We start from the raw sequence: 13,408 nt of genomic DNA on the forward strand, positions 1-13,408 counted from the left end.
GTTATCCCCATCTGCAGGGCAGGTTGCCCACGTGTTACTCACCCGTCCGCCGCTAATCTCAAGGAGCAAGCTCCTATCAATTCGCTCGACTTGCATGTATTAGGCATGCCGCCAGCGTTCGTCCTGAGCCAGGATCAAACTCTCCATAAAAGAGAATTGATTGCTCAATTCGTACTGGCATCATTTAAGATGTCTATCAGATCAATTAAGATCTGTTTGTGTTTGTTTCACCGGCAGAACCGGTTTCCCAAACGATAATTCGTTGACATTTTGCTGTTCAGTTTTCAAGGTTCATAGTGTTTCTGTTTTGTTTTTAACAACTCTTACATCATAACATCTTGTAATCATCGTGTCAACAACTTTATTTAACTTCTTTTTTTCATTGTTGCAACTCACTGAAATGCTTTCTGTAAGAGCAACGTGTTCTAATATATCATGCCTAGTTTAATAGTGCAAGCCTTTTTATATATTCGTAGAAATATATCTCTAAAAAACAAATAAAAGCCCGCCATTTCAACGTTTGACGTGAAACGGCAAGCTTGGATAAAGATTCATCATCTTCTATTATTCATTTAGTTTATTACCTTCTCAATCGCAATCGAACGATTCATACTTAAATCTACTATCTCTGCTCTACCCTGTAATTTCACGTTTGGACGCAATGGACGATCATGATTTATTGAGAGTACTTCTCCCACATCACCATTTGTTAAAAGAACTTTATCACCAATACTAGGCATACCTATAATTTCATACAATGCACCTAGTATAGTTGGATCGAACTTTCCGAAGTCCTCTTCTTTCATCATTTCTGCAACTCTATATGGAGATTCTTTTGCGCGATACACTCGTTCGCATGTCATTGCATGGAAAACGTCTGCAACGGCGAGTATTTGAGAAAGCTGTGAAATCTTTTCATCCTTATCTCCACGAGGGTATCCACTTCCATCCAATCTCTCATGATGTTGCAAAACAGCTAGTTTCATTTCTTGGCGTAACAAAGGTGAATCCTGCGTCATTTGATAACTAAACACAGGGTGTTTTTTTACTTCAGCAAACTCATCCTTTGTTAAGAATGCTGCTTTTTCTAGCAAAGTCGGATTAATTTTTGCCATTCCGCAGTCTGTAAGCGTTCCTGCTAGCCCTAATTGAAGTGTTGTTCCTTTCGGATAGTCAAGCTCACTAGCGAGTGCCGCAGTCAAGATACCTACTGAGACCGCATGGTGGTAGATATATTCTTTCCTATTCGAATACTCATTCAATAATACGAGCATCTTTTTATGTTCCATATACGAATCTAACAACGGCATAATGAGTAAACGTACTTTTGCAATGTCTAGCTTCACGCCAGATCTCCATGATGTAAATTCCCTTTTATAATCATTCACCGCTTTTTTATACATTGTATGCAGATCTGAAGTTCGACTGATTTTGTTTTCAAGCAACTGTTCTATATCACTTGAAATGACATCAGTCTTTCCTATTTCACGCTGATCAGTCTGAACACGATTAATGATACGTTCTTCTACTTTCACTCTTTTAATGGAAAATAGATCTAGCACTTCTAAATGCTCAATTTCAAGTGTTGTTCCTTTTCGAATGATGGGAAATGCTGTATTTGCGTAAATGTCTTCGGCAATAGTTGTACCTGGTCGAAGGTCACTTAAGTTTTTGTAGTTTTCCATTTTTAGTCACCGCATTCCTTTTCCAGATGATTGTTCTCTCCTCATCATACTCTATTCTAAACATCAAAAAAATACCGGTTTGGAATTTTCTCCAAACCGGTATTAAATGTATTACTCTTCAGTTTCAGTTTCTGATGAATTTTCTGGAAGGTTTTCAATCTCATCTGCATGAGTTTCAGTGTCAGATGTGCTGGATTGACCCTCTTCAATAGATTCGTCTTCAGTCTCATCTAGTTCTTCTAATGATTCTTTTTCGACCTTGGCAACGGTCGCGACGAATTCTTCATCTCCTAAGCGAATCAACCGAACACCTTGTGTGCTTCGACCAATTATAGAAATGTCGTGAATATCCATACGTATCAAAATCCCATGGAGGGTGATCAGCATGAGGTCTTCAGTGCCGTCTACAGATTTCATCGCAACCATCTTACCGTTACGTTCCGTAATATTTAGCGTCTTTAACCCGAATCCGCCACGAGACTGCAAGCGATACTCGGCGACAGGAGTCCGTTTACCGAATCCATTTTCCGTCACCACAAGAATTTCATCGTCTTCTTTGACGATATCCATGCCGATGACATGATCGCCATCACGTAAACGAATGCCAATCACACCGCTTGCTGTACGACTCAATGGACGAATCGACTCTTCAGTGAACTGAATGAGCATGCCATCTTTTGTACCGATAGCAATCGTCTCGCTGCCGTCTGTCAACTTCACGTTAATGAGTTCATCCTCTTCACGAAGACGTAGGGCAATTAATCCGTTAGAACGGATGTTAGCAAATGCCATGACAGACGTTCGTTTGACGAGACCATCACGTGTTGTGAAGAACAAGTACTGGTCTTCTTCAAACTTTTCGATTGGAATCATTGTTGTTACTTTTTCATCTTTCTCTACGTCTAACAAATTCACTAACGGTAATCCTTTAGCTGTTCTGCTAAACTCCGGAACTTCGTAACCTTTTTTCCGGAATACGCGACCTTTGCTCGTAAAGAACAAAATCGTGTCATGAGTAGATGTATTCAACAAGTGCTCCACGAAGTCATCATTGTTTGTACCCATTCCTTGAATTCCACGTCCACCGCGGCGCTGACTTCGGTATGTGTTTGCCGGCAGGCGTTTCACATATCCATGGTGTGTAAGCGTTAAGACAGAGTTCTCTTCAGGAATCAGGTCTTCATCTTCAAGCATATCCGTACCACCAAGCGTAATTTCTGTACGGCGTTTGTCTGCAAAGCGATGCTTGACTTCAAGAAGTTCTTCTTTAATAATCTCAATTACTTTAAGTTCATCTGCCAAAATGGCACGCAATTCATTGATTAGCAGTACCAATTGCTGATACTCTTCTTCAATTTTGTCGCGTTCCAATCCTGTTAAACGTTGCAAGCGCATATCCAAAATAGCTTGTGCTTGACGGTCTGATAGACTATAACGTTCTATTAGCCCACTTTTAGCTTCATCAGCGGTTTTAGAACCACGAATGAGTGCAATAATTTCGTCGATGTGATCGAGTGCAATTCGTAATCCTTCAAGGATGTGCGCGCGATCTTCTGCTTTTTTCAGTTCGTATTGTGTTCTGCGTCGAATCACAACTTTTTGGTGCTCCAAATAATGATACAAAATTTCTTTCAATGCGAGAACTTTAGGTTGCCCGTCGACAAGTGCAAGCATGTTAATACCAAAACTGGATTGAAGCGCCGTTTGCTTGTATAAGTTATTCAACAACACGTGGGCATTCGCATCTCTACGAACTTCGATGACAATACGCATACCAGTGCGGTCAGATTCGTCCGCAAGGTGTGTGATTCCTTCAATTTTCTTTTCCCGTACGAGCTCAGCAATTTTTTCGATCAATCGAGCTTTGTTTACTTGATAAGGCAGCTCATAGACGATAATTGTTTCTTTACCGTTAGCCGCTTGCTCAATCTCAACTTTACCGCGTACTAACAAAGAGCCTCGACCCGTTTCATAAGCTCTACGGATCCCGCTACGACCTAAAATAATACCGCCCGTTGGGAAGTCCGGACCTGGAATGATTTCCATCAATTCCTCCGTCGTAACTGCTGGGTTTTCTGCAAGTGCAAGAACACCGTCAATCGTTTCACCTAAATGATGAGGAGGAATGTTCGTTGCCATTCCTACCGCGATTCCGGATGTACCATTGACGAGAAGGTTCGGAAAACGGCTTGGTAATACAATTGGTTCTCTTTCTTGACCATCATAGTTATCTTTGTAGTCGATTGTGTCTTTGTTAATATCACGTAATAGTTCCATAGCGATTCTGGACATACGAGATTCTGTATAACGCATTGCTGCTGCCGAGTCTCCATCTACAGAACCAAAGTTTCCATGACCATCAACGAGCATATAGCGATAGTTGAAATCTTGCGCCATTCGTACCATCGTATCGTAAACAGCAGTATCACCGTGCGGGTGGTACTTACCGATAACGTCTCCAACAATACGAGCAGACTTTTTATGAGCCTTGTCTGCTGTATTTCCGAGATCCTGCATTGCATACAAAATACGACGGTGAACTGGTTTCAGTCCATCGCGCACATCAGGAAGTGCCCGTGAGACGATAACACTCATTGCATAGTCAAGGAAAGACGTCTCCATCTCTTTGCTAATATTGATTTCCTGCACACCGCGTTTTGGCAGATCTGCCATGTTGTCATACTCCTTTCAGCCTGACCCTTATTTATGAGTAAACAAGGGCGGCTCTCCATAACAGTCACACTGCTTGGCAATCAAGCATCTAGATTCTTCACGTAAATTGCATTATCTTCAATGAATTTTCGTCTTGGAGCTACTTCATCGCCCATAAGTCGGTTGAAAATCGCATCTGCTTCGATTGCATTTTCAAGATGTACTTGGAGCAAAGTTCGCTGATCCGGATTCATCGTAGTTTCCCACAATTGTGTAGCATCCATCTCACCAAGACCTTTATATCGAGTAATGATTGGTTTAGGTGTTGATGATAAACGACCCAAAATTTCTTTTAGAGTTTCTTCGTCATAGCAATACTCTTCGTTCTTACCCTGTTTGACCCGGTAAAGAGGTGGCTGTGCAATATATACATACCCTGCCTCGATTAACGGACGCATGAAGCGGAAGAAGAATGTCAAAAGCAATGTACGAATGTGTGCACCATCAACGTCGGCATCGGTCATGATCACAATTTTGTGATACCGAGCCTTTTCTAAGTTGAACTCTTCTCCAATGCCAGTACCGAGTGCTGTAATCATCATACGGATTTCTTCGTTACTTAAAATTCTATCTAAACGGGCTTTTTCAACGTTCAGGATTTTACCGCGTAACGGTAAAATTGCTTGGAAGTGACGATCCCGTCCTCCTTTTGCAGATCCTCCCGCCGAGTCACCCTCTACGATGTACAATTCACTAATCGCTGGATCACGTGATGAGCAGTCTGAAAGTTTACCTGGCAAACTCGAAACTTCCAGTGCAGACTTCCTGCGAGTAAACTCACGAGCGTTTTTCGCAGCCAGACGCGCACGAGCCGCCATCAAGCTTTTGTCGATTACTTTACGAGCAACTTGTGGATTTTCGAGCATGAAGCGTTGGAATCCTTCTGAGAACAATGAATTCACAATTGTGCTCACTTCAGAGTTTCCAAGTTTTGTCTTCGTCTGTCCTTCAAACTGTGGATCTGGGTGTTTAACGGAGACGATTGCTGTCAATCCTTCACGTACATCATCCCCTGTAAGGTTCTGATCGGCATCACGTAACAAACCATTTTTACGAGCATAGTCGTTAATCACACGAGTTAATGCTGTTTTATAACCGGACTCATGTGTCCCGCCTTCGTACGTATTAATATTATTTGCAAATGAGAGCAGGTTATCAGCATAACCGCTATTATGTTGCATCGCGATTTCCACTGAAATTCCGTCCTTTTCTCCTTCAATGAAAATTGGCTCAGGATAAATCGGCTCTTTGTTTTCGTTCAAGTGCTCGACATAGGACTTGATGCCGCCTTCATAATAATACGTATCTTTACGTGCTTCTTCCACGCGTTCATCTGTTATCGTAATTCTGAGTCCGCGATTCAAGTAAGCAAGCTCTTGCAGACGATGTGCTAGAATACCGTATTCGTAAGTAGTTGTTTCTGTAAAGATTTCAGGGTCAGCTTTAAATCGGATTGTTGTACCTGTTTCATCAGAAACGCCAATTTCTTTCAATTCCTGAACCACTTTACCTTTGCTAAACTTAATCGAGTACAGTTTGCTATTCAGTTTAACGAATGCTTCTGTCTCTATGGACAAGGCATTGACAACTGAAGCCCCTACACCGTGTAATCCACCTGAAACTTTATATCCGCCACCGCCGAATTTACCTCCAGCGTGCAGCACAGTCATAATAACTTCTACTGCAGGACGTCCAGTGGAAGCTTGTATACCTACAGGGATACCTCGACCATTGTCGTCGACACGAATCCAGTCCCCTTTTTCAATCGTAACTTCAATGTGGTCACAATAACCCGCCAATGCTTCATCGATACTATTATCGACAATTTCCCAAACCAAGTGATGGAGACCTTTTCCGCTCGTTGTCCCGATATACATACCAGGTCGTTTACGAACCGCTTCCAACCCTTCCAGCACTTGGATCTGATTGGCATCGTATACGTTTTGTAACTCTTTTTCTTCCATGGCCAAACTGTTCACCTTTCCTTTCAGAACACGCCGGCATCCCGGTCTTATTTTTCCGGTATCTATTCATAAACAAGTCTCACACGTTGTCTCGTCTAGACACTGTTCCATCTTCAACTTCATAGATGGCAGCTTGACGAATGGTTTCGTGTTCGATTCCTGCAACGGTTGTTGTTGTAACGAAAGTTTGCACTTGCCCTTGAATCGTATTCAGTAAATGGGATTGACGGTAATCGTCCAATTCACTCAACACATCATCGAGTAGCAAAATAGGTGCTTCTCCTACTTCTTGACGTACTAACTCAATTTCAGCAAGCTTTAACGACAAGGCTGTCGTGCGCTGTTGTCCTTGAGATCCGTAGGTTTGTATATCATAACCATTCACCATAAACGTTAAATCGTCGCGATGTGGTCCAATGAGAGTGATACCCCGATCAAGTTCACGCGTTTTGACCTCCGCTAGCTTCTTCATCAAGATATCCTTCATCTCGTCATCGGATTGCGCAGGTGACAATTCTTTTAATGTGCTATAAGAGACTTCCAAGTTCTCTAGTCCACGAGAAATACCGTGGTGAATCGGTCCAGCCCACTTTTGCAACAACTCCAAAAAGTAGTACCTCTTTTTTATAATTTGCACCGCTTTATCGACAAACTGTTCGGTATAGACGTCAAACATGACATCTTCGAATTGACGTTTTCCACGGTTATCTTTTAGAATCGCATTCCTCTGTTTCAAGAGTTTTTGGTAATGCAGTAAGTCATGCAGATAAACCGGCGAAATTTGTCCAATCTCCATATCAAGGAAGCGCCGTCTTACTTGAGGGCTACCTTTTACGAGATTGAGATCTTCAGGCGCAAACATGACAACGTTCACTTGCCCGATATACAAACTCAGCCGGTTTTGCTCAATATGATTCACACGAGCTTTTTTTCCCTTTTTGGAAATTACTAGCTCAATGGGAAGATGTCCATACTTGCGTTCTACATCACCTTCTATTTTACCATACTCCTGGCCCCAACGGATAAGTTCACGATCATTTGACGTTCGATGTGATTTTGCCATAGCTAACACATAAATTGCTTCCATGACATTGGTCTTCCCTTGTGCGTTTTCGCCAATGAATACGTTAATGTGCGGAGAAAATGATAAATCGAGGGAGGCGTAATTTCTGTAGTCAGTTAACGCGAGGCGATCAATGTACATCCCGAGTTCCATATGGATCAGCGATCAGCTTATACTTACCAGCACTTGGCACCATAACAAGATCTCCATCATATAGTTTTCGACCTCTTCGCTGTTCTACCTCACCGTTCACGTAAATTACGTTCTCACTGAGATACCATTTTGCCATTCCTCCTGAACTAATCACATTGGCCATTTTCAAGAGTTGTCCTAGCGTTACATATTCCGTATTGAAGTGTATTTCTTCCATTTGCATTCAATCCCTCACAAAGTTAGTTGTATTTCTATTTTACCGGACTTTTGACTATAAGTAAAAAGGATAGCCGCTTTACGGCCATCCTTTTTTGTTCAATATGTGCGAACTGGCAAAATGAGTTGGAGAATAGAATCATTGTCTGTTGCTTTTAGGATGAATGGACGCATCGTTCCAGTGAAATGGACTTCGATATTTTGTCCATCAATCGCTTTTAAAGCATCCATCATATATTTAGCACTAAACGAAATTTTCAACTCTTCTCCTGTTACTTCTTGTGCCTCAATCAATTCCTCAACCTTTCCGACTTCCGGTGAATTAGAAGAGACTTCGAGAGTATTGCCACCTTCAGCTGAAAAACGAACGATATTGTTGCGGTCTTCACGAGCCAATAACGATGCACGGTCAATTGCTTGCAAAAGCTGTTTTCCGTTTACAGTTACAGATGTTTTGTATTCAGAAGGAATTAGACGTGATGTATCTGGATAATTACCCTCTAACAATCTTGAATAGAATAAAACATTACGTGTTTTAAACAATACTTGTTGATCGGCAAAAATGATTTCCACTGGCTCTTGTGTATCCGGAAGAATCTTGTTCAGCTCTTGTAAACTCTTTCCTGGAATTACAATGCTAAATGGTTGCTCTGGAACTTGTTCAGGTCTTGTCTTTCGACTAGCTAAACGATGACTATCTGTAGCGACACAAACTAGCTCTCCATCTTTTAACTCCCAATGTACGCCTGTAAGTATAGGGCGCGTCTCATGTTGAGAGACTGCAAACACAGTCTCACGAATGACAGACTTGATGAGATCAGATGGCAAAGACATCCGGTGTTCATCAGAGACCTCAGGTAGTATCGGGTATTCGTACGGATCGGATCCAATGAGATGGAATTCCGATTTTCCAGAACGGATATGTGTGTGCATGCCTTCCGTTACTTCAATCACAACTTCATTAGTTGGAAGTTTACGTATGATTTCACTGAAGAACTTCGCCTGAAGAACAATCATGCCACTTTCCATGACTTGAATGATCTGTTCACCATCTTGTTCTACAGGAATGGATGTACAGATTGTAATATCCGAATCACTACCGGTCATCGTTAATCCTTTTTCAGTCACTTCGATTTTGATACCCGTAAGAATCGGGATCGTCACTTTTTGACTAATCGCTTTCATGACATCGCTCAAACCTTCGAGCAATTTATCTCTCATGATTTCAAATTTCATGTGAACCCCTCGCTTATATAATGAATTAAAGTACTTAAAAGAATAGTAGTAATAGTAGTAGGGGCTGTGGATATGTGGAAAAGCCCTTTGAACGAATAACAAGTAAGGTTTTCCACATGTGCATAACTTGTGTGTGAACGTGCACTAGTTATTCTAGGATATCCACAGTCTCGTTAACTTCTTCCTAGCGCTGCCCGAATATCTTGTATGTCTTGTTGGAGTGATTTATCCTCTTTGACCATTTTAGAAATCTTCTCATGCGCATGGATGACTGTTGAATGGTCACGCCCCCCAAACTCCGAACCAATCTTAGGTAGAGAAGCATCTGTCAGTTCACGAGAAAGGTACATGGCAACTTGACGCGGAAATGCAATTGCGCGAGTTCGCTTTTTAGCTGAGAAATCTTCCAAGCGCACGCTAAAGTGCTCCCCTACAGTCTTTTGAATATCAATAATAGTAACCATTCGTGGTCGTGCATTCGGAATAATATCCTTCAATGCTTCTGCAGCAAGATCCGGTGTGATGTCCATATTGACGAGTGATGAATAGGCAACAACACGAATCAGTGCCCCCTCAAGCTCGCGGATATTCGTGTAAATTTGATTGGCAATGTATAGCATCACTTCATTTGGGATATCAATAAGACCGTCTGCTCTAGCCTTCTTACGTAAAATTGCGATCCGTGTCTCTAAGTCAGGCGGTGCAATATCGGTGATTAATCCCCATTCAAATCGAGATCTGAGTCGATCTTCCAATGTAGGGATCTCTTTCGGAGGTCGATCACTGGAGATGACAATTTGCTTGGATTCTTCATGCAACGTATTAAAAGTATGGAAGAATTCTTCTTGCGTTTGTTCTTTTCCAGCAAGAAATTGAATATCATCAATTAGCAGCACATCTACGCTTCGGTATTGGTCACGAAACTCCCCTGCTTTGTTATCACGAATCGAGTTGATGAACTCATTTGTAAACTTTTCACTCGATAAGTAGACCACTTTAAGGGCAGGATTTTGTTCCAATACGTAATGTCCAATTGCATGCATAAGGTGAGTTTTCCCAAGTCCTACGCCACCATAGATGAACAACGGATTGTATGACTTGGCAGGCGCTTCTGCTACTGCTAATGATGCCGCATGCGCAAAGCGATTTCCTGATCCGATGACAAACGTGTCAAACGTATACTTGGGATTCAGCATTGCAGCCGTCGTAGCAACAGCTGATTTCTCTACTTTTTTAACGACTGGTTTAGGCACAGCAAAGTCTTTCTCGGCCATGTCTTCAGGAACTACAAATTGAATTAACCGGTCTTCGCCAGTCAACTCAGAAAGAATTCCTGTTATTAAATGTACGTAATGGGTCTCCAACCACTCTTTTGAAAATGAATTTGGAACAGCAATTGTTACATTTTCAGATCCGTACGATAAAAGTTTTGTCGATTTCAGCCACGTTTCAAAACTGGGCCGGGAGATTTTTTCTTCTACTTTCGACAGAACTTCCTGCCAAAGGTTTTCTAAATGCTCCACACGTGAACCTCCTTTTCGCCGAACTAAACCCGGAAGTATGTATTATACACAGTTTCCACGCTTGTGGGTAACTATTATTCAAAGTTGTTGAAAAAATTATCCACAACTTATTAACAATTGTGGATAAGGGTAGATGTATGAAATTATATACACAACAAAATCTTTCTCATTGTATCAGCAATGATCTTACATCGCAAGGGATTGGATGAGTTATACACATCGTGGGCAAATGTGGACAGAATTGTTATCCACAAGCAGGGATATGTGAAAAAGCTGTCGACAATTGTTGGTTTTTGAAAAAATCAAAAAGGCAATCATGCACAGAACAAAATTTCGTCTAGGGAAAAACTTGTGGATAACTATATGTGCTGAAATTTGGTGAAGATAAACCAGATCTCGAGAAAGAACTCAAGTGATACTGGAAAAACCGTTTGACAATGACTCTTCAGACAGCTATACTTGTCAAGACTGTTATATGTAACATGTAATTGAGTCAGTAAAGCAGGAGGTGTCTTCTAACATGAAACGTACATTCCAACCAAATACACGTAAACGCGCAAAAGTCCACGGCTTCCGTGCACGCATGAGCTCGAAAAACGGACGCAGAGTCCTTGCAGCCCGTCGCAGAAAAGGAAGAAAAGTTCTTTCAGCGTAAGCCACTGACACATTCAGTGGTTTTTTTTTATGCCAAAGTCACAAAACTACTACTACACGCGATGGAGCAGGTGCCTAATGAAAAAGAGTCAACGTATTAAAAAGAACGAAGAATTTCAACGAGTTTTTAAAACCGGCAAATCATTTGCAAACCGACAATTCGTTGTGTACGTATGTAAAGCAGAAAACCAGGATGAATTCCGAATTGGACTTTCTGTAGGCAAAAAGATTGGGAACGCCGTCATGCGTAATCGTATAAAACGATGCATTCGCCAATCCTTCTTAGAGATGAAGGAAGACCTTCGGCAAGATCAAGATTATGTCATTATCGCCAGACATCCGGCGGCCAAATTAGATTTTCATGAAACAAAAAAGAGTTTGCAGCATGTGTTACGAATCGCACGCGTACTAAAGAAGAAGTAGAACTGAAATCAGCGTTCGTGATACACTGACACTAAGACTGACTAGAAAAAGAATGAGATTTGGGGGAACTATATTGAAGAAAAAAGCAGGGTTGCTGTTCATGCTAACAGCAATGTCCGTTTTTTTGGCGGGCTGTTCAGATTTCAATGAGCCTATATCGGCTTCCAGTGAAGGGTTTTGGAGTAAATATATTGTGTGGCCACTCGTTTCTTTAATCGAAACGTTTAAAGAGTTACTTGGCACATATGGGCTCGGAATTATCGCAGTAACGATTATTATACGTCTCATCTTACTGCCACTAACATTGAAGCAAACTCAAAGTTCAAAACAAATGCAAGCAATTCAACCGAAACTGAAGGCATTAAAAGAGAAGTACAAGTCAAAAGATGCAGTCACTCAACAGAAGTACCGTGAAGAAATGCAAGTTGTCATGTCGGAAAACAAAGTCAATCCAGTAGCAGGATGTCTCCCTGTACTTGTTCAAATGCCGATATTGATTGGTTTCTATCATGCAATTAGTCGTATGAATGCATCACCAGATATTCCACTAGGCAAATTCCTTGTGTTTGATCTAGCAGCACCAAGTATTGCGTTAGCTGTTTTTGCAGGAATTATGCAATTCTTAGTATTGCGCACGGGTCCAGCAATGGATAACCCTCAGATGAAGATCATGATGTACATCATGCCGTTTTTCATTATGATTTTCGGTTCGTTTTTACCGGCAGCCCTAGCGTTATATTGGGTTGTCGGAAATACATTTTCGATTGTTCAAAACTTCTTCATCTACAAACCATTTAAGAAAAAAGAAGTTGTGGTTGAGCAACCCAAGGGGAAAGGGGGAACTAAGCGGAAATGAGTGAGATCAGACAGACCGGCAAAACCGTTGAAGACGCAATCGCCTCTGCGTTAGAGAAATTGAATACTTTGCGGGACCAAGTCGATGTCCAAGTGATCACCAAAGGGAAGAAAGGTTTTCTCGGCTTTGGTGCAGTAGCTGCCGAAGTAGTAGTTAAACGTCTCCCTGAAGAACCGGTTCAAAATAATTCACCCATTTCAGATGTTAAGGAAGAAAAGGGTGTTGAAGAACTTTTACAAGAACCGCCTTCCGTTCAAGTTTCTACTATAGAAATAGCCGAAGACCGAACTGAAAAGTTAGATTCCGAAGCAGAAACTGTCTCAATAGCACTGTCGGAACCCACCTTGACGGACGATGAAATTATCGCAGAAACGAGTGCGTATCTCTCTCAGATTGCAAACGACATGGGTGTGGAAGATCTACAACTTACCCATAAAACAGATGGGAAAGTCATTTACTTTCAATTAGAAAGTGAAAAAGCAGCATTTTTAATAGGTAAAAGAGGAAGTACACTAAATGCGTTACAGCAATTAGCGCAACTAGTAGCGAACAAAGGAACCGGGACTTACAAAGTAGTTCGTGTTGATGTCGGAGATTATCGAGTTCGTCGTGAACAGGCACTTGTGCAACTTGCAGAACGAATGGCCGATAAAGCTATTCGTAGCGGGCGAAAGGTTCAGCTGGAACCGATGCCCTCGAACGAGCGAAAAGTCTTGCATCATGCATTAGCAGACCGACTTGACATTGAAACGTACTCTGAAGGCAAAGATCCACGTCGTTACTTAGTGATCGAACCGATTGTTTAAAAAGGGCTAAAAAAGCCCTTTTTTTTATGCCTTTTTTAGCTGGAGAAGTATAAAAAGACTGCAAAACCTCTAAATCCTTACATTCATTTCATTGAATCGTCCCCGTATCAAATCACC

11 protein-coding genes and 1 rRNA gene are annotated in these 13,408 nt (G+C 41.5%); 4 read left to right on the plus strand and 8 right to left on the minus strand.

Translation table 11 applies throughout. The annotated features are described in order from the left end of the window. The 8 genes from ACR65F_RS08435 to dnaA all read right to left on the minus strand — a co-directional run. Positions 1-150 (minus strand): 16S ribosomal RNA (locus ACR65F_RS08435); the annotation flags it as partial. A 422-nt stretch (positions 151-572) separates the two neighbouring features. Continuing rightward, on the minus strand, positions 573-1,685 hold the full coding sequence (locus ACR65F_RS08440; RefSeq protein ID WP_440504042.1) for an HD-GYP domain-containing protein: 1,113 nt from the start codon (positions 1,683-1,685) through the stop codon (positions 573-575). Positions 1,686-1,796: 111 nt separating this feature from the next. After that, complete coding sequence (gene gyrA, locus ACR65F_RS08445) at positions 1,797-4,358, minus strand: DNA gyrase subunit A (RefSeq protein WP_440504044.1); 2,562 nt, start codon at positions 4,356-4,358, stop codon at positions 1,797-1,799. An 80-nt stretch (positions 4,359-4,438) separates the two neighbouring features. Continuing rightward, positions 4,439-6,361: a DNA topoisomerase (ATP-hydrolyzing) subunit B gene (gene gyrB, locus ACR65F_RS08450; protein ID WP_440504045.1), complete on the minus strand. Its 1,923-nt coding sequence runs from the start codon at positions 6,359-6,361 to the stop codon at positions 4,439-4,441. Between the two features lie 79 nt (positions 6,362-6,440). After that, the gene (recF, locus tag ACR65F_RS08455; protein ID WP_440504047.1) at positions 6,441-7,565 is read right to left on the minus strand and encodes a DNA replication/repair protein RecF; all 1,125 of its coding nucleotides are present in this window, start codon (positions 7,563-7,565) and stop codon (positions 6,441-6,443) included. Beyond that, complete coding sequence (yaaA, locus tag ACR65F_RS08460) at positions 7,555-7,794, minus strand: S4 domain-containing protein YaaA (protein WP_440504049.1); 240 nt, start codon at positions 7,792-7,794, stop codon at positions 7,555-7,557. Before yaaA ends, recF begins: the two co-directional genes overlap by 11 nt. 98 nt (positions 7,795-7,892) lie before the next feature. Next, positions 7,893-9,029: a DNA polymerase III subunit beta gene (gene dnaN / locus ACR65F_RS08465; RefSeq protein ID WP_039044042.1), complete on the minus strand. Its 1,137-nt coding sequence runs from the start codon at positions 9,027-9,029 to the stop codon at positions 7,893-7,895. Between the two features lie 173 nt (positions 9,030-9,202). Further along, a complete protein-coding gene (gene dnaA, locus ACR65F_RS08470) occupies positions 9,203-10,552 on the minus strand; it encodes a chromosomal replication initiator protein DnaA (protein ID WP_039044043.1) in 1,350 nt (449 codons plus the stop codon). Positions 10,553-11,072: 520 nt separating this feature from the next. On the opposite strand from dnaA, the gene rpmH reads away from it, so the two are divergent. The 4 genes from rpmH (at position 11,073) to jag (ending at position 13,291) form a co-directional block, all read left to right on the plus strand. Next, the gene (gene rpmH, locus ACR65F_RS08475; protein ID WP_025784280.1) at positions 11,073-11,207 is read left to right on the plus strand and encodes a 50S ribosomal protein L34; all 135 of its coding nucleotides are present in this window, start codon (positions 11,073-11,075) and stop codon (positions 11,205-11,207) included. 77 nt (positions 11,208-11,284) lie between these two features. After that, positions 11,285-11,629, plus strand: coding sequence for a ribonuclease P protein component (gene rnpA, locus ACR65F_RS08480; RefSeq protein ID WP_039044044.1), 345 nt, complete (start codon positions 11,285-11,287; stop codon positions 11,627-11,629). 73 nt (positions 11,630-11,702) lie between these two features. Then, positions 11,703-12,485, plus strand: a complete 783-nt coding sequence (gene yidC / locus ACR65F_RS08485) for a membrane protein insertase YidC (RefSeq protein ID WP_440504051.1) — start codon at positions 11,703-11,705, stop codon at positions 12,483-12,485. Continuing rightward, positions 12,482-13,291 (plus strand): RNA-binding cell elongation regulator Jag/EloR, encoded by an 810-nt coding sequence (gene jag, locus ACR65F_RS08490; RefSeq protein ID WP_440504053.1) that lies wholly within the window; start codon positions 12,482-12,484, stop codon positions 13,289-13,291. The genes yidC and jag overlap by 4 nt, the downstream gene beginning before the upstream one ends. The last annotated feature ends 117 nt before the right edge of the window (positions 13,292-13,408 follow it).

The sequence above is a fragment of the Sporosarcina sp. SAFN-010 genome (genome assembly GCF_059415065.1).